The organism is Kribbella sp. NPDC056345, from assembly GCF_042262745.1.
GTDB lineage: Bacteria > Actinomycetota > Actinomycetes > Propionibacteriales > Kribbellaceae > Kribbella.
In genome coordinates, this window is the sequence record NZ_JBHJQQ010000013.1 from 133,547 (window position 1) to 149,569 (window position 16,023).

Below are 16,023 nucleotides of genomic sequence, written 5' to 3' on the forward strand. Positions count from 1 at the left end.
GTCCGGGCTTTCGAGCTGGGTTTCAGTCTCGCGCGACACCTTCGCGGCGCGCGGCCTCGGCTACTGCGCCGGCGACGGCCGGTGCGACGCGCTCGTCGAAGGGCGAGGCGATGATGTAGTCGGGGCGGAGCTCGGCGGGGCTGATGAGACCGGCCAGCGCGTTGGCGGCGGCCAGCTTCATGCCTTCGGTGATGCGGGAGGCGTTCGCGTCGAAGGCGCCGCGGAAGATGCCGGGGAACGCGAGCACGTTGTTGATCTGGTTGGGGAAGTCCGAGCGGCCGGTGGCGACGACTGCGGCGTGCCGGTGGGCGATGTCGGGGTGGACCTCGGGGTTCGGGTTGGCGAGGGCGAAGATCATCGAGTTGGGGGCCATCCGGGCGATCGCTTCCTCGGGGACCGTGCCGCCGGAGACGCCGATGAAGACGTCGGCGCCGTCGAGGGCGTCCACCAGGCGACCGGACAGGCCGCCGGTGTTGGTGTCGCGGGCCAGTGAGAGCTTGACCGGGTTCAGGTCGGCGCGGTCCTGGTGCAGGACGCCCTTGCTGTCCACCACGGCCAGGTCGCCGACACCGGCCTGCAGCAGGATCCGCGCACACGCAACCCCGGCCGCACCGGCCCCTGAGATCACCACCCGGATCTCCGAAATCGACTTGTCCGTCACCCGGAGTGCGTTCTGCAACGCGGCCAGTACGACGACCGCCGTACCGTGCTGGTCGTCGTGGAAGACCGGGATGTCCAGCCGCTCCTTCAGCCGGCGCTCGATCTCGAAGCAGCGCGGCGCCGAGATGTCCTCGAGGTTGATCCCGCCGAACGACGGCGCCATCCGCGCGACCGTCTCGACGAACTCGTCCACGTCGGTGCAGTCGAGCGCGATCGGCACCGAGTCGACACCGCCGAACTCCTTGAACAGCAGCGCCTTGCCCTCCATCACCGGCAGCGAGGCGGTCGGCCCGATGTCACCGAGACCCAGTACGGCGGTTCCGTCGGTGACGACTGCGACCACGTTCGAGCGCCACGTGTAGCGGCGGGCCAACGACGGGTCCTCGGCGATCGCCGTACAGACCCGGGCGACTCCCGGGGTGTAGGCCTTGGACAGCGCGGCGGCGTCGGTGACGTGCACCGACGACGTCACCTCGATCTTGCCGCCGCGGTGCAGCTCGAAGACCGGATCGCCTTCGTAGGGATCGGAGACAACAGCAGAAACAGGCTGGGCGACCATGACAGAACCCCTCGGGGAAGATGTGTACAAGACTGAGTGCGCCCGACGTTGATGCGTCGAAACGGCGCTGTTTCCAGGGGGTCACCCGTGCGGTTCGAGTAAACCACAGCGCCTACTGGTCTGCTGTGAGCGGCCCCACACAGATAACGATCCCGGCGAACTCCCGGCCGGGAACTGCCCGCTGTGCCAGGATGCGGAGATCCAGACCCCTGTCGAGGAGTAATCGCGATGAACATCGTCCGCACTCTCCGTACGCATCGCCGGATCACCGCGGCCGTCGCCGCCTCGGCCCTGGCGCTCTCCCTCGCCGCTTGCGGCAACGAGTCCGGCAGCGGCGGTGGATCCGAGGACAAGGCCAAGGCGGCCGGGATCGAGCTGGTGAAGTCCGGCCAGCTGACCATCTGCACGCACCTGCCGTACAAGCCGTTCCAGTACAAGGACGGCACCGAGGTGGTCGGGTTCGACGTCGACCTGCTCAAGCTGCTGTCCGACGACCTCGGCCTGAAGACCGACGTGGTCAACATCGAGTGGGCCCAGGTCACCTCGGGCGCCGCCTTCAAGGCGAAGAAGTGCGATATCGGCATGGGCGCGATGACGATCACCGATCCGCGCAAGGCCGCGCTCAGCATCACCGACCCGTACATGGACGCCACCCAGGTACTGATGGCCAAGAAGGACTCCGGCATCAAGGGCCTGGCCGACCTGAAGGGCAAGAAGCTCGGCGCCCAGGCCGACACCACCGGTAAGGACTACGCCGACAAGAACGCGGCCGCCAACGGCTACACGGTGATCCCGTTCAACGACCTGGCCCTGCAGGGGAACAACGTCAAGTCCGGCCGGGTGGACGCCGCGATCAACGACAACGGCGTGCTCTACGACTTCGTCAAGGACAACCCGGAGATGGCTGTGGTGGCCGAGTTCGACACCGGCGAGCAGTACGGGTTCGCCGCGCTGAAGGACGGCTCCGGCCCGAAGATCGTGGCCAAGTTCAACGAGCTGCTGGCCAAGGCGAAGTCCGACGGCAAGTACACCGAGATCTACAAGAAGTGGTTCGGGGTTGAGCCGAAGAAGTGAGCACTCCAGCTGACACTGTCGTGCGGAAGGGGCTGAGTCCGCGCAAGCGGGCTCAGCGCTCCCGCCTGATCCAGTACGCCGTCCTGGTGATCGTCGCCCTGTTCGCACTGTTCAGCGCCGACTGGGGCCAGATCGGCTCGGTCTTCTTCAAGCCTGAATTCATCAAGTCGACGTTCCAGGACGGCGTCCTGCAGGCACTGGTCAAGACGGTCGAGTACACGGCCGGCGCCTTCGTGATCGGCCTGGCCGGTGGCACGGTGCTGGCGCTGATGCGGCTCAGCAGCGTCGGGCCGTACCGGTGGATCGCGACCGCCTACATCGAGTTCTTCCGTGGTCTGCCGGCGATCGTGGTCTTCATCGCGTTCAGCCTGCTGCCGCTGGCCTTCGAGGGGATGACCATCCCCTGGGACCCGTACGGCGTCGTCTGGCTCGCGCTCGGAATCGTCGCCGCGGCGTACATGGCCGAGGTGATCCGGGCCGGGATCCAGGCGGTCCCGAAGGGCCAGATCGAGGCGGCCCGCTCACTGGGTATGCCACCCGGGCTGGCACTGCGCAAGATCGTGCTCCCGCAGGCGTTCCGGATCGTGCTGCCGCCGCTCACCAACGACCTGATCCTGCTGGTCAAGGACTCGTCACTGGTGTTCATGATCGGCGTCGCGGCCGACGGCTACGAGCTGACGGGATTCGGCCGGGATCTGGCCAACACCTACTCGAACCTGACCCCGATCGTGGTCTGCGGTTTCTGCTACCTGATCATCACCCTCCCGCTCGGCATCCTCGTGCGCCGGCTCGAGGCCAAGGCTGCGAGGGCCCGCTGACATGGCACTGGTAGAAATCAAGAACCTGCACAAGTCGTTCGGCAGCAACCACGTCCTGCGCGGTATCGACTTCACCGTCGAGCAGGGCGAGGTCGTCTGCGTGATCGGTCCGTCCGGCTCGGGCAAGTCGACGCTGCTGCGCTGCGTCAACCTGCTCGAGGTGCCCCAGGAGGGTCAGGTGATCGTCCGTGGTGAGGAGATCACCGACCCGGACTGCCATCTGGACGCGGCCCGCGCGGGGATCGGCATGGTGTTCCAGCAGTTCAACCTGTTCCCGCACCTGAACGTGCTGACCAACTGCACGGTCGCCCAGACCACGGTCCTGAAGCGCAAGCCGGCCGACGCGGAGAAGATCGCGCGGGCCAACCTCGACCGGGTCGGCCTGAACGACAAGATCCAGGCCTTCCCGGCCCAGCTGTCCGGCGGTCAGCAGCAGCGCGTCGCGATCGCCCGGGCGCTCTCGATGGACCCGGCGCTGATGCTGTTCGACGAGCCGACCTCCGCGCTCGACCCCGAGCTCGTCGGCGACGTACTGACCGTGATGCGCAAACTCGCCCTCGAGGGGATGACGATGCTCGTCGTCACCCACGAGATGGCCTTCGCCCGCGAGGTCGCCGACCGGGTCGTCTTCATGGACGGCGGCGTCATCGTCGAGCAGGGCCCACCCGCCGACGTGATCGGCAACCCGCAGGAGGAGCGCACCCAGCTCTTCCTCCGCCGCGTCCTCGACCCCACCCACGTCCAGGACCTCTGACCCACCACAATTTGCCTGGCTAGGCACCGATATCGGGGGTTCTGCACCCATAACCACGGTGCTGAACCCCCGATTTGGCTGGGTAGCCAGCCAAATGCGGCTGGGGGGTGGTGGTGACGGTGGGTGATGGGGGTGGGACGGGGTGGAGGCGTGGGTGGTGGATCGGCTACGAATGGGTCTCCATTCGGGGGATTCCGCTGCAGCGCGGGCATCGCCCTGTGTCAAGATGCGGACCACACGGCGCCGGAATCCGGTCGGCGCCCGGTCTTGGAGGACTAGATGTCTGTCCTGCGGAGGACGCTCGTACTGTCGGGCGTTCTGGTTCTGGCGGCGGCGGGTTGTGGTTCGGACTCGCTCGGCTCCGGCTCGAGCCCGAGTGCACCGAACAGTGCACCCTCGAGCGCGCCGTCCAGTGGTGGGCCGGACCTGAGCGGCAAGCTGCCGCCGAAGATCGCCGCGGCGAAGAAGATCGTCGTCGGCGTGGACGCGAGCTACCCGCCGAACGAGTCGCTCCAGGGCGGCAAGACCGTGGTCGGTATGGACGTGGACCTGTTCAACGCGGTCGCGGCCAAGTTCGGCGTCACCGTCGACTGGCAGCCGGCCGGCTTCGACACCATCATCACCGGTGTCCAGAGCGGTAAGTACGACGTCGGCGTCTCGTCGTTCACGATCAACGACAAGCGCAAGCAGCAGGTCAACATGGTCAGCTACTTCAGCGCCGGCACCCTGTGGGTGACCGCGAAGGGCAACCCGAAGGGTGTCAACGCCGACGACGCCTGCGGCAAGACGGTCGCGGTCCAGAAGGGCACCACGCAGCTGGAGGAGGACCTGCCGAAGCGGCAGGCCAAGTGCAAGGCCGAGGGCAAGCCGGAGATCAAGCCGCTGGTCCGTGAGAAGCAGGACCAGGCGACCGCGGACCTGGTGGCCGGCAAGGCCGACGCGATGCTCGCCGACTCCCCGATCTCGCTGTACGCCGTCAAGCAGACCAACGGCGCCCTGGAGCAGCTCGGTGAGATCTACGACGCCGCGCCGTACGGCTATGTCATCCCGAAGGCGCAGACCGAGTTCGCGAACGCGGTCGTCGAGGCGCTGAAGTCGGCCGCGGCCGACGGCTCCTACAAGGCGGCACTGGCCAAGTGGGGCAACGAGTCGGGAGCGATCACCGACTTCGCGGTCAACCCCTGATGAGTGCAGAGACCACCCCGGCCAGTACGACGGACGACCGGCCCGGCGCGATCGACGCCGTACCGGTCCGGCATCCCGGCCGGTGGGTCGCGATCGCGATCATCGCGGTCCTGGTCGCGATGCTGGTGCATCTCCTGGTCACCAACAAGGCGTTCGACTGGGGCTTCGTCTTCCAGGCGATGAACCAGACGCCAGTGATCAACGGCTTCCTCAAGGGCACGCTGCTGGTCACCGCGCTGGCGATGGTCGTCGGTGTCGGCGGCGGGGTGCTGCTGGCGGTGATGCGGCTGTCGGACAACCCCATCCTGTCCGGGGTGTCCTGGGCGTTCACGTGGTTCTTCCGCAGCGTCCCGCGGTACCTGCTGCTCTTCACGATGGGCACCCTCGGCGTGCTCTTCCCGAACGGCGTTGCCCTCGGCATCCCGTTCGACTGGAAGATCATCGACTGGCTCGGGATGTCCGGTGACTGGCGGTTCCTGACTCTCGACGCGAACCAGGTGTTCACCGGACTCGTTGCCGGTGTCATCGGTCTCGGGCTGTCCGAGGCGGCGTACATGGCCGAGATCGCCCGGGCCGGGATCATGTCGGTGGACAAGGGCCAGGCCGAGGCCGCCGAGGCACTCGGGATGAGCAAACCCAAGGCGATGCGCCGGGTCGTGCTGCCCCAGGCGATGCGGGTGATCGTGCCGCCGACCGGTAACGAGACGATCGCGATGCTGAAAGATACGTCGCTGCTCCTCGCCGTCCCTGTGATCGGCGAGTTGTTCTACCAGCTGCAGTCGATCGGCAGCACGTACTACAAGACGTTCCCGATCGCGGTGGCCGCGACGCTGTACTACCTGGCCGCGACGAGCGTGCTGATGGTCGGGCAGTACTTCCTCGAACGGCACTTCGGCAAGGGCTTCGGTACGACGGCGCCACGCGCTGCTCGTCCGGCCGGGGCGGGAGGTGCCTGATGCCACTCGTCCATGCGGTCAACGTGACGAAGTCGTTCCACCACAACGAGGTACTGAAGGGCATCGACCTCGATGTCGACGCCGGCCAGGTGGTCTGCCTGCTCGGTCCGTCGGGTTCGGGCAAGACGACGTTCCTGCGCTGTATCAACCAGCTCGAGACGATCGACGGCGGCCGGATCTGGGTCGACGACGACCTGATGGGGTACGCCGAACGCGGTGGCAAGCTGTATCGCCTGAAGGACAAGGAGATCGCGGCCCAGCGGCGCGAGATCGGCATGGTCTTCCAGCGGTTCAACCTGTTCCCGCACATGACCGCGCTCGAGAACGTGGCCGAGGCACCGGTCCAGGTCAAGGGCGAGTCGAAGAAGGAGGCCCGAGCTCGCGCGCAGTCGCTGCTCGACCGGGTCGGCCTGGGCGACCGCACTGCCGCCTACCCGGCGCAACTGTCCGGTGGCCAGCAGCAACGAGTTGCGATCGCCAGGGCACTGGCCATGCAGCCGAAGCTGATGCTGTTCGACGAGCCGACCTCCGCGCTCGACCCCGAGCTGGTCGGCGAGGTGCTGTCGGTGATGCGTGAGCTCGCCGCCGACGGGATGACGATGATCGTGGTCACCCACGAGATGTCGTTCGCCCGCGAGGTGGCCGACACGGTCGTCTTCATGGACGGCGGCGTGGTCGTCGAGGCCGGTCCCCCGGCCGACGTGATCGGCAACCCGCAACACCAGCGGACCAAGACCTTCTTGTCTCGGTTGAGGTCCGAACACTCCTGAGGATCTGGCGCCGTGCTTCAAATGCGCTGAGAGTGGTAGAAGTACGGCGTCAGTCCGATTCAGAGGAGACGAAGTGAGCAGCACGGGGCAATCCGCCGAGGTCCGCCTGAGTATCCCGGCCGACGGTGCGTACATCGCCGTACCGCGGTCGGTGGTGGGCAACCTTGCGGCCCGCAACGACTTCACCGTGGACGCGATCGACGATCTGCGGATCGCCGTGGACGAAGCGTGTTCGCTGCTGCTGCCGCAGGCCACCGACGGCGTGCTGGACTGCGTCTTCGTGATCGACCCGCCGCAACTGACGGTCCGCACGAGCGCCGTCGTACCGGCCGGCTGGACCCCGGACACGTCGTCGTTCGGCTGGACCGTGCTGACCGCCCTGGTCGAGACCGCCGCCGTCGAGACGATCGACGGCCGCCTGACCATCACCGTGACAGCGACCGCTACCGCCACGGCCGCGGAGAAGGCGTGAGTGACGAGAGATCCCTGGGCGGCGGCTCCCAGGAACATCCTGATCTACGCACCCGGACGGCCACCTTCTTCGCCGCGATGGCTGCCGCCGGGGCCGGTACGCCGGAGCACAACGCTGCCCGTGACGGCCTGGTCTCGCTGCACATGCCGCTCGTCGAGCACCTGGCCCGCCGCTTCCGGAACCGGGGCGAGCCGTACGACGACCTCGTGCAGGTCGCGACGATCGGGCTGATCAAGGCGATCGACCGGTTCGACTCCGATCGCGGGGTCGAGTTCTCGACGTACGCGACGCCGACGATTCTCGGCGAGATCAAGCGGTATTTCCGGGACAAGGGCTGGGCGATCCGGGTGCCGCGACGCCTGCAGGAGCTGCGGTTGTCGCTGACCGCGGCCACCGCCGAGCTGACCCAGGAGCTCGGCCGGGCCCCGACCGTGGCCGAATTGTCAGTGCGTTTGAGCCTGCCGACCGACCTGGTGATCGAGGGGCTCGAGTCCGCGAACGCCTACAACACCTTGTCCTTGGACGCTCCCGACCAGAACGAGTCGGACGCGACCACGGTCCTGGACGGATTGGGTGGCGAGGACGAGGCGCTGGAGAGCGTGGAGTACCGCGAATCGCTCAAACCCTTGCTGGCCCAGCTGGACACGCGGGAGAAGCGGATCCTCACGCTGCGATTCTTCCGCGGGATGACCCAGTCCCAGATCGCCGAGGAGATCGGCATCTCGCAGATGCACGTCTCGCGGCTATTGGCCCGCACGCTGACCGAACTCCGCGCAGGTTTGCTCAAGGAGTAGTCCTTTACAGGACTGGGGGTTGGTCCTTGCCGGGGTTGTCGGCCAGGGCCTCGGTGGATTCCTTGCGGAAGACCCCGACCAGTACGCCGGCCGCCGCCAGCGCGAGCACGACCGAGACGCCCTTGGTGCCGCCGCCCCAGAAGCTGTAGGCGATCAGGAGCTGGATCAGCTGGCTGAACACGGCCGGTCCCCGGCTCCACGTCGAGGCCCGGGAGAGTCCACGGGCCACGGCGCCCAGACCCACGCCGTACAGGATGAAGAACACCGTCGTGGTGAGCCCGAGGACCAGGCGGGAGGTCTGCATCGTAAATGCTTCGGCAATTCCGAGAACGACGAGCACAAGCCCTTCCGCTGCGACCACCGCCGCGGCTAGCTTCAGTGCTCTAGGTACTACGGCAGCTGGGGAGTCGGTCGGCACTCCGCCAGCCTAGACGCTGTGTACCGACGTTTCGGGTGGTGTAACCCCGGCCCTACAGGGATTCGAGGTTGTGCGTAACCAAAGCGTTGTCCGATCGGTTACTTGCAGTGAACGGGTGATTGCGAGTTCGCGCCTCTGTCCGGTTAACGGACGGGGAGGACCGTCACGCACCGGTTCGTAGTGTTAAGGAAGTGTTGTGATCTGATCGACAACTCCAGAACCCTTGTTTCACACGCCTGAGATTGGGAACATGGAGTCGTTCGTGAAAGCGTTCACAACTTGCCGCGAACATTCAGACCCTCGCCCGACGGTCCCCTCCGTCGCGAGAAGTACGACGAGTACAGCACCCGCTGATCGGGCACAGACCTAACCGACAGCGTACTTCCACTACTGAGAGAGATGGGATTCGCCATGGATTGGCGCCACCGGGCCATTTGCCTCGATGAGGACCCGGAACTGTTCTTCCCCATCGGCAACACCGGGCCCGCGATCATGCAGATCGAGGAGGCCAAGCAGGTGTGCCGCCGGTGCGACGTGCGCGAGCAGTGCCTCGCGTGGGCACTGGAAGCCGGCCAGGACCACGGTGTCTGGGGCGGCCTGAGCGAGGACGAGCGACGTGCGCTGAAGCGCCGTAACGCCCGCCAGCGCATCCGCACCGCCTGAGAGAGTTCTTCGTCGAGGCCCCGCGGGATCCGCGGGGCCTTTGCTATTCAGCACTGCGCTATTTATTCGGTCACCGAAAAGTCGAGTGTGACTTGGGTTCCGGCCTTGCCGTCGTGGCGAGGGCCGAACTCCAAGGTGCCGTCGAGTTCCCCCAGCACCAGCGTGCGAACGATCGACAGCCCGAGGTTGCCGGACAGCTCCGAGTCGAAGTTGGCCGGCAGCCCCTGGCCGTCGTCGACCACCGTCACGTGCAGCCGCCCGACCGACCGTTCACCGGTCAGCTCGATGACTCCGCTGGATTCGCCGCCGTCGCGCGTGCCGAAGGCGTGTTCCACCGAGTTCTGCATCAGTTCGGTCAGCACCATCGCCAGCGGCGTGGCCTGATCCGAGTCGAGTACGCCGAAACTCCCGGTCCGCCGGATCTCCACCGCGGTAGCGACGGTCGACACGTCGGCCACCATCGCCGCCACCCGGTCCGCCACGTCGTCGAAGTCCACGTGCTCGTCGAACGACTCCGACAGCGTCTCGTGCACGATGGCGATCGAACCCACCCGCCGGACCGCTTCGGCCAGTGCCTCCTGGGCTTCCGGCACGGTGATCCGCCGGCCCTGCATCCGCAGTAACGCGGCGACGGTCTGCAAGTTGTTCTTGACGCGATGATGAATCTCCCGGATGGTCGCCTCTTTGGTGACCAGCTCCCGCTCCCGGCTCCGCAGCTCCGTCACGTCCCGCAGCAGGATGAGAGCTCCGACATGCTGCCCCTCGGCCCGCAACGGGATCGCCCGCAGGAACAGCGTGGCATCGGCGTTCTCGATCTCGATCTCCTGCGCCGCGCGTCCGGTCAGCACAGTCGCGAGTACGTCGTCGACCTTGGTCCCGGTGTGCAGGAGCTCCGCAGTGATGTCCTTGAGGCGGCTGCCGACCAGGTCGGTGACGAGACCCATCCGCCGGTACGCCGACAACGCGTTCGGGCTGGCGAACGTCACCATGGCGTGCCGATCGACCCTGATGCACCCGTCCCCCACCCGGGGCGACGTGGACAGCAGCCGCTCCCCGCCGTACGGGAAGATGCCGTCGGTGATCATCCGGGCCAGGTCGGTGGCGCTCTGCAGGTAGGCGATCTCGAGCCGGGACGGTGTCCGGACGCCGAGCAGGTTCGTGTTGCGGGCGATCACCGCGATCACCCGGGAGCCACGCCGTACCGGGATCGTCTCGACCCGCACCGGTACGTCGTCGCGCCACTCCGGGTCGCCTTCGCGGCAGATCCGGCCGCCGTCGTACGCCTGGTCCAGCAGGTGCCGGCGGCCGCGCGGGATGAAGCTGCCGACGATGTCGTCCAGGTACGCCGTCGGTCCGGTGGTCGGACGCATCTGGGCGCCGGCCCAGAAGCCGAGGCCTTCGGTGTCGGGCAGCCAGAGGACCAGATCGGCGAACGACAGGTCTGCCAGCATCTGCCAGTCCGAGACGAGCAGCTGCAGACGATCCAGGTCGGCCTGGTCGAGGGTCGTGTGGTTTCTGGCCACGTCACTCAAAGACGGCACAAGCCTGATAGTACTGACGCTGGACAGCTCGACATTTGGGTGCCGACAGGTGTTTGATCTCAGACGGAAGGAAGGGACGTTTTGGTGGAGTCGACGTACTGGCAGGACGTGATGGCCGCGGACTACGCGGTGCCCCACGACCGTGCGCTGACCGACCTCACCGAGGAGCTGGTCCGCGGCCTTGCCTCGACGAACCCGCAGATCCGGGACGCACTGGCCTATCCCACTTTGGCGACCTGGCTCGAGCGCGGGGTGTACGACGACCTACTGCCCGGCTTCGGTGACGGCCTCTGTGCCGGCCTGTCCTACGGACTGGGCGAGGACGGTACGGACAGCGTCTTCCGGCGCTCCTTCACCGCACTGACCCTGGCTGAGGTCATCCACCGCGACAACGCCGAGTTCCTTGTCCACGACGAGGTGGTGATGCGCTGGGGCGACCGGCTGGCCACCTGGCTGCTGCGCGAGCGCGACCTGCGTGGCTACGTGCCGGACTGCGGCTGGGCGCACGCGGTGGCTCACGGTGCCGATGCGATCGGCGCACTGGCCCGATCCCGGCACTGCGACATCGGAGTGCTCCGGGCACTGCTCGACGTACTGGCGGACCGGATCGTCAAGGACACGCAGTACCGCTGGGTGCACGAGGAGCACGACCGGGTCGCCCATGCGGTCATGACGATCCTGCACCGCAACATGCTGACCAGCGACGAGCTGGAGCGCTGGCTGAAGCCGATCGCCGCTACTGCGGCCCAGCAGCCGCTCATGCACGAGACCCTGCCGGAGTGGCCGACTCCCCCGGTCTTCAACGCCCGCGGCGTCCTGCACGTGCTGCTGAGCCAGCTGGCGATCGGAGTGAAGGGCTTCCCGATCCCCGGTGACGACGAGCTGTTCGGCCGGCCGATCGAGGCCCGCGCGGACCTGCTGCTGATGCTGACCGAGGCCGTGCAGGGCTCACAGCCCTACATCTACCGGCCGGCCACCAATCCGTCGTAGTCGCTCTGCCAGCTGGCTCACGTGCTCCCGTAGTTCGTCCGGCTGCTCGATCACGAACGGCAGGTCGAGTCCGGCCAGTAAGGCGGGCACCCAGTCGAGCCGCTCTGCTCTCAGCTCGACCCGCACTTGGTTCTCGAGTGGCGTGAGCACAGCCAGGCCAGGTGGGAGCTTCCGCTGCAGCTCCTCCACTGTGGCCTGCACGCGGACTGAGACCTCATGGGCCCACGGAGTGGTCGCGAGCGCATGCAGGACCGCACCAGCCGGGTCGACATCTGGTACCGGAGCCGCCTCTGCTGTGGAAGCCGTGGCCTTCGGCAACGTTGCGGAGGCTATCCGGTCCAGGCGGAAGGTGCGGTCGGCGGTGGCGACGTACCAGCGCTCGCCGTGTCCGACGACGCCGTACGGCTTGATGTTTCGGCTGGTGGTCCGGCCGTGTCGATCTGTGTAGGTGATCTCGACGGATCGCTGGTCGCGGGCGGCTTGGGCGATGGTGAGGAGTACGCCGGTGTCAGCGGGAGCGGGACGCTGGGTCGTGGTGAACGAGGCGGTCTCGAGGAACGCGCCGAGGCGATCGGCCAGCTGGGCGGGGAGCACCCGGCGGAGCTTGGACAGCGCGCTTTCGGCGGCAAGGGAGTCGGGGCCCGCGTGCAGCCCGATCGCCACGGCGACAGCTTCGTCGTCGGTGAGCATCAGCGGGGGCATCCGGAAGCCCGGTGCGAGGCGGAGGCCGCCGTACCGGCCACGGACCGAGCGGACGGGGATATCCAGGTCGGCCAGGTGTTCGGCGTACCGGCGGACGGTGCGTTCGTCGACGCCGAGCCGGCCGGCGAGGTCCGCCACGCGCTTCGTGCCGCCGCCTTGGAGGATCTCGAGGAGGGCAAGAACCCGCGCGGTGGACATTCACTGAGAATACCGGGCGGAAGCTGCCCGGTATTGGTTCTACGGTCGGCATATGACCACAACCTTTGCTTCGATCCGCCTCGTCACCGAGGACGTCGACCGCCTGATCGCCTTCTACGAGCACGTCACCGGCGTCACCGCGACCCGGCCGGTGCCGGTCTTCGCCGAGATCCGGACCACGACAGCCACACTCGCCATCTCCAGCAACCAACTAACCGACCGGTTGTACGGCGCGGACGTCGTGCGACCGGCCGCCAACCGGTCGATGTTCCTGGAGTTCCGGGTGCCGGACGTCGACGCCGAGTTCGCCCGGCTGTCCGAGCTGGAGTTCGTCCAGGAGCCCGCCACGATGCCGTGGGGCAATCGGTCGGCGCTGCTGCGCGACCCGGACGGCAACCTGGTGAACCTGTTCGCTACCCCTTAGGAACAGCGACAGTCGCGATCACGGCCAGGTGGTCGGTGCCCTTGATCTCGTACGTCGCAAAGCGGAGCGGGCGGAGAGTGCGGGTGGCCAGCACGTGGTCGATCTGGGTGCGGGCGATGGGCGGCTGGTCGGACGGCCAGGTGCCCTTGAAGCCGCCGCCTACGGACGGGGCGACGCTGTGGCAGTTCGAGGCCATGGCCCAGCGGAAGTCCGCGTGGTCCAGGGTGGCGTTGAAGTCACCGGCCACGATGGTCGGCGGGTCCTGGGCGCACCAGCGCCGTAGCTGCGTCAGGTCGTGCTTCCAGGGCGGTACGTCCTCCGGTAGCGGTGGGAAGCCGTGGTACGCGACCAGCCGCAGCTGGCCCAGATTCCCGCCTGTCACCATCAGATTGCCGAAGGTGGTCGGCAGATCCGCCTTGACCTGCACAGCGCCCAGAGAGGCCGCTACGAGCACACTGGTGGCGCTCTCCACGGCTCTGGTGGGCTGCTCGGTGTAACCGGCGTATCCGACGAGCTGGGCACGGATCTCCTCGCGGACATCGACCTGTGCCTCCGGCAACGACACGAGGTCCGGCTTGCGCTCCCTGATGAGCTCCGCGACCGCACCGGCGTTCGCACCACCGCCCAGCACGTTGGCGACCATGATGGTCAGCACCCGGGTGTCCGCCGCCGGAGTCTTCGGATCACTCAGCACCCGCGGCAGCGTCAGTCCAGCACCGATCAGAGCCAGTACGGCGACCAGTCCGGCCGCTATCCGCCAGCCCTTCCGGATCAGCATCAGCAGGGCCAGCACGAACACCAGCACCAGTCCCTGCGGCCGGAATGCGACCAGCTGGGCGAACGGCGTCACCTCGTCCAGACCGTAGAGCTCCGGATACAGCGGGACGGCAACGATCACTACGAAGAGTACGGACAGCACGATCCGCCGTACGAACCATGCCTTTTCGTTATCCACGGACCACCCCGAGGCTCTAGTCGCTTGTCCGGACGAAACGGTAGCGTGCTCCGTTGCGCCCGCACTGTCCCGAGGAGGTTCGCAGTGTCCCGATTGTCCGCGGTCAAACCCGCGTACTGGATCGCCGGTGTTCTACTGGCGGCCACGATTGTCGCACCGCTCATTGTCTCGACCTATGCCAAGGCCGAGCCCCGGCTGTGGGGGTTCCCGTTCTTCTACTGGTACCAGCTGCTCTGGGTCGTCCTGTCGGTGTTCACCGTAGGTATCGCCTACAAGCTGGTGATGGGCGAGGAGCGCAAACGGCGGGCTGCCCAGGGTCTCGGTGACCCGGACAAGCCGGCGAAGGGGGCAGCGCAGTGAACCACACAGTCGACTGGGTGCAGTTGATCGTCGTCGTACTGATCTTCGTCGCCGTCACGGTGATGGGCTTCATGGCGTCCCGCTGGCGGGCCGCCGCCTCGATGGACAGCCTGGACGAATGGGGTTTGGGTGGCCGCGGTTTCGGCACCTTCATCACCTGGTTCCTGCTCGGCGGTGACCTCTACACGGCGTACACGTTCATCGCCGTACCGGCCGCGATGTACGCCACCGGAGCCGTCACCGGCTTCTTCGCGGTGCCGTACACGATCGTGGTCTACCCGCTGATCTTCGTCTTCATGGCCCGGCTCTGGTCGGTCTCGCACCGGCACGGCTACGTGACGCCGGCCGACTTCATCCGCGGCCGCTACGGCAGCCGCTGGCTGTCCCTGGCCGTCGCACTGACCGGCATCCTGGCCACCATGCCGTACATCGCGCTGCAGCTGGTCGGCATGCAGGCCGTCTTCGAGACGATGGGTCTCGGTGGCGACAACCTGCTGGCCAAGGACCTGCCGCTGCTGATCGCGTTCGCCGTACTGGCGGCGTACACGTACTCCTCGGGTCTGCGGGCACCGGCGATGATCGCGTTCGTCAAGGACGGCCTGATCTACCTGGTGATCGGTGTCGCGATCATCTACCTGCCGCACGCGCTCGGCGGCTGGGAAGCGATCTTCGGTGCCGCGGAGAAGAAGCTGACCACGACGAACCCGGCCACCGGCAAGACGGTCGGTTCGTTCATCCCCGGCGTGAGCGGGCATTCGGCGTACTGGACGCTGGCGCTCGGCTCGGCGCTGGCGCTGTTCATGTACCCGCACTCGGTGACCGCGGTGCTGTCCACCAAGAGCCGGAACGTCGTACGGCGGAACGCGGCGATCCTGCCGGCGTACTCGCTGCTGCTCGGTCTGCTCGCGTTGCTCGGCTTCATGGCCATCAAGGCGAACGTCAACATCACCGGGCTGGACGGGCTGCCGAACCCGCAGCTCGCGATCCCGCGGCTGTTCGACCAGGAGTTCCCGTCCTGGTTCGCGGGAATCGCGTTCGCGGCCATCGCGGTCGGCGCGCTGGTACCGGCGGCGATCATGTCGATCGCGGCCGCGAACCTGTTCACCCGCAACATCTACAAGGAGTTCCTGAAGAAGGACGCGACCCCGGGCCAGGAGGCCAAGGTCTCCAAGCTGGCCTCGCTGCTGGTGAAGTTCGGGGCGCTGGTGTTCGTGCTCGGGATGGACAAGACGATCTCGCTCAACCTGCAGTTGCTGGGCGGTATCTGGATCCTGCAGACCTTCCCGGCGATCGTGGTCGGTCTGTTCACCCGCTGGTTCCACAAGTGGGCGCTGCTGGCCGGCTGGGCGGTCGCGATGCTGTACGGCACCATCGAGGCCTACAACGTCGTCAACCCGGCGACCAAGAAGCACTTCGGCGGATCGGTCACGAACATCCCGTTCACCGACACCCAGGTCTACATCGGCCTGGTCGCGTTCGGGCTCAACCTGGTGATCGTGATCGTGCTGACGCTGGTGTTGCGGGCCCTCAAGGTCGCCTCCGGTGACGACACCACGCACCCGTCGGACTACACCGCCGACCAGGGCGACCCGGGCGTGCGCGACCTGCCCGACCTGCTCGACGAAGGCGGCGCGGCTCCGGTCAAGTCCTAGCTGTTCCTGCGGTGGCGGTCCTTCGGGGCCGCCACTTTCTTTGTACTGACGTTACGTTTTGCCACCATATCGACACGC

General features: G+C 67.0%; 18 protein-coding genes. 13 read left to right on the plus strand and 5 right to left on the minus strand.

The window, feature by feature from the left end:
• Positions 1-22 precede the first annotated feature (22 nt).
• Entirely contained in the window at positions 23-1,219 is a 1,197-nt protein-coding gene (locus ACFCV3_RS34570; protein WP_376037479.1) for an NADP-dependent malic enzyme, read from the minus strand.
• Between the two features lie 228 nt (positions 1,220-1,447).
• On the opposite strand from ACFCV3_RS34570, the gene ACFCV3_RS34575 reads away from it, so the two are divergent.
• From ACFCV3_RS34575 to ACFCV3_RS34610, 8 genes are all read left to right on the plus strand, one after another.
• Positions 1,448-2,293 carry a transporter substrate-binding domain-containing protein gene (locus tag ACFCV3_RS34575; RefSeq protein WP_376037482.1) on the plus strand — a complete coding sequence of 282 codons (846 nt, stop codon included), beginning with the start codon at positions 1,448-1,450 and terminating at the stop codon, positions 2,291-2,293.
• Positions 2,290-3,111: an amino acid ABC transporter permease gene (locus ACFCV3_RS34580; protein WP_376037484.1), complete on the plus strand. Its 822-nt coding sequence runs from the start codon at positions 2,290-2,292 to the stop codon at positions 3,109-3,111. Before ACFCV3_RS34575 ends, ACFCV3_RS34580 begins: the two co-directional genes overlap by 4 nt.
• A 1-nt stretch (position 3,112) precedes the next feature.
• A complete protein-coding gene (locus tag ACFCV3_RS34585) occupies positions 3,113-3,865 on the plus strand; it encodes an amino acid ABC transporter ATP-binding protein (RefSeq protein WP_376037487.1) in 753 nt (250 codons plus the stop codon).
• Positions 3,866-4,144: 279 nt separating this feature from the next.
• Entirely contained in the window at positions 4,145-5,050 is a 906-nt protein-coding gene (locus tag ACFCV3_RS34590; RefSeq protein ID WP_376037490.1) for an ABC transporter substrate-binding protein, read from the plus strand.
• On the plus strand, positions 5,050-6,006 hold the full coding sequence (locus ACFCV3_RS34595; RefSeq protein ID WP_376037492.1) for an amino acid ABC transporter permease: 957 nt from the start codon (positions 5,050-5,052) through the stop codon (positions 6,004-6,006). The genes ACFCV3_RS34590 and ACFCV3_RS34595 overlap by 1 nt, the downstream gene beginning before the upstream one ends.
• Positions 6,006-6,776 (plus strand): amino acid ABC transporter ATP-binding protein, encoded by a 771-nt coding sequence (locus ACFCV3_RS34600; RefSeq protein WP_376037494.1) that lies wholly within the window; start codon positions 6,006-6,008, stop codon positions 6,774-6,776. Before ACFCV3_RS34595 ends, ACFCV3_RS34600 begins: the two co-directional genes overlap by 1 nt.
• A gap of 73 nt (positions 6,777-6,849) precedes the next feature.
• A complete protein-coding gene (locus ACFCV3_RS34605) occupies positions 6,850-7,248 on the plus strand; it encodes an anti-sigma regulatory factor (protein ID WP_376037497.1) in 399 nt (132 codons plus the stop codon).
• On the plus strand, positions 7,245-8,042 hold the full coding sequence (locus ACFCV3_RS34610; protein ID WP_376037500.1) for an RNA polymerase sigma factor SigF: 798 nt from the start codon (positions 7,245-7,247) through the stop codon (positions 8,040-8,042). The genes ACFCV3_RS34605 and ACFCV3_RS34610 overlap by 4 nt, the downstream gene beginning before the upstream one ends.
• A 4-nt stretch (positions 8,043-8,046) precedes the next feature.
• On the opposite strand, the gene ACFCV3_RS34615 is transcribed toward ACFCV3_RS34610, so the two are convergent.
• Positions 8,047-8,346, minus strand: coding sequence for a hypothetical protein (locus ACFCV3_RS34615; protein ID WP_376037503.1), 300 nt, complete (start codon positions 8,344-8,346; stop codon positions 8,047-8,049).
• A 525-nt stretch (positions 8,347-8,871) separates the two neighbouring features.
• Here ACFCV3_RS34615 and ACFCV3_RS34620 point away from each other — a divergent pair.
• Entirely contained in the window at positions 8,872-9,123 is a 252-nt protein-coding gene (locus ACFCV3_RS34620; RefSeq protein WP_132169366.1) for a WhiB family transcriptional regulator, read from the plus strand.
• A 62-nt stretch (positions 9,124-9,185) separates the two neighbouring features.
• Here ACFCV3_RS34620 and ACFCV3_RS34625 read toward each other — a convergent pair whose 3' ends face one another.
• Positions 9,186-10,664 (minus strand): sensor histidine kinase, encoded by a 1,479-nt coding sequence (locus ACFCV3_RS34625; RefSeq protein ID WP_376037504.1) that lies wholly within the window; start codon positions 10,662-10,664, stop codon positions 9,186-9,188.
• Between the two features lie 84 nt (positions 10,665-10,748).
• Between ACFCV3_RS34625 and ACFCV3_RS34630 the strand changes: the two genes are divergently transcribed.
• Positions 10,749-11,654 carry a DUF2785 domain-containing protein gene (locus tag ACFCV3_RS34630; RefSeq protein ID WP_376037507.1) on the plus strand — a complete coding sequence of 302 codons (906 nt, stop codon included), beginning with the start codon at positions 10,749-10,751 and terminating at the stop codon, positions 11,652-11,654.
• On the opposite strand, the gene ACFCV3_RS34635 is transcribed toward ACFCV3_RS34630, so the two are convergent.
• Positions 11,613-12,554, minus strand: coding sequence for a helix-turn-helix transcriptional regulator (locus ACFCV3_RS34635; RefSeq protein WP_376037509.1), 942 nt, complete (start codon positions 12,552-12,554; stop codon positions 11,613-11,615). The genes ACFCV3_RS34630 and ACFCV3_RS34635 overlap by 42 nt on opposite strands.
• A gap of 52 nt (positions 12,555-12,606) precedes the next feature.
• Between ACFCV3_RS34635 and ACFCV3_RS34640 the strand changes: the two genes are divergently transcribed.
• Positions 12,607-12,978, plus strand: coding sequence for a VOC family protein (locus tag ACFCV3_RS34640; RefSeq protein ID WP_376037511.1), 372 nt, complete (start codon positions 12,607-12,609; stop codon positions 12,976-12,978).
• On the opposite strand, the gene ACFCV3_RS34645 is transcribed toward ACFCV3_RS34640, so the two are convergent.
• On the minus strand, positions 12,968-13,933 hold the full coding sequence (locus ACFCV3_RS34645) for an endonuclease/exonuclease/phosphatase family protein (protein ID WP_376037514.1): 966 nt from the start codon (positions 13,931-13,933) through the stop codon (positions 12,968-12,970). The genes ACFCV3_RS34640 and ACFCV3_RS34645 overlap by 11 nt on opposite strands.
• A gap of 84 nt (positions 13,934-14,017) precedes the next feature.
• Here ACFCV3_RS34645 and ACFCV3_RS34650 point away from each other — a divergent pair, with 84 nt between their 5' ends.
• Together ACFCV3_RS34650 and mctP are read left to right on the plus strand one after the other, a co-directional pair.
• Entirely contained in the window at positions 14,018-14,293 is a 276-nt protein-coding gene (locus ACFCV3_RS34650; protein WP_376037516.1) for a DUF3311 domain-containing protein, read from the plus strand.
• 62 nt (positions 14,294-14,355) lie between these two features.
• Positions 14,356-15,945: a monocarboxylate uptake permease MctP gene (gene mctP / locus ACFCV3_RS34655; protein ID WP_376037583.1), complete on the plus strand. Its 1,590-nt coding sequence runs from the start codon at positions 14,356-14,358 to the stop codon at positions 15,943-15,945.
• Positions 15,946-16,023 lie beyond the last annotated feature (78 nt).

Excerpts from the sequence above, each read along its gene's own strand:
- ACFCV3_RS34575 (WP_376037482.1), top strand. The coding sequence starts at position 1,448 with ATGAACATCGTCCGCACTCTCCGTACGCATCGCCGGATCACCGCGGCC.
- ACFCV3_RS34570 (WP_376037479.1), bottom strand. The coding sequence starts at position 1,219 with ATGGTCGCCCAGCCTGTTTCTGCTGTTGTCTCCGATCCCTACGAAGGC.
- ACFCV3_RS34600 (WP_376037494.1), top strand. The coding sequence starts at position 6,006 with ATGCCACTCGTCCATGCGGTCAACGTGACGAAGTCGTTCCACCACAAC.
- ACFCV3_RS34640 (WP_376037511.1), top strand. The coding sequence starts at position 12,607 with ATGACCACAACCTTTGCTTCGATCCGCCTCGTCACCGAGGACGTCGAC.
- ACFCV3_RS34595 (WP_376037492.1), top strand. The coding sequence starts at position 5,050 with ATGAGTGCAGAGACCACCCCGGCCAGTACGACGGACGACCGGCCCGGC.
- ACFCV3_RS34615 (WP_376037503.1), bottom strand. The coding sequence starts at position 8,346 with ATGCAGACCTCCCGCCTGGTCCTCGGGCTCACCACGACGGTGTTCTTC.
- mctP (WP_376037583.1), top strand. The coding sequence starts at position 14,356 with ATGGGCTTCATGGCGTCCCGCTGGCGGGCCGCCGCCTCGATGGACAGC.
- ACFCV3_RS34635 (WP_376037509.1), bottom strand. The coding sequence starts at position 12,554 with ATGTCCACCGCGCGGGTTCTTGCCCTCCTCGAGATCCTCCAAGGCGGC.
- ACFCV3_RS34585 (WP_376037487.1), top strand. The coding sequence starts at position 3,113 with ATGGCACTGGTAGAAATCAAGAACCTGCACAAGTCGTTCGGCAGCAAC.
- ACFCV3_RS34620 (WP_132169366.1), top strand. The coding sequence starts at position 8,872 with ATGGATTGGCGCCACCGGGCCATTTGCCTCGATGAGGACCCGGAACTG.
- ACFCV3_RS34590 (WP_376037490.1), top strand. The coding sequence starts at position 4,145 with ATGTCTGTCCTGCGGAGGACGCTCGTACTGTCGGGCGTTCTGGTTCTG.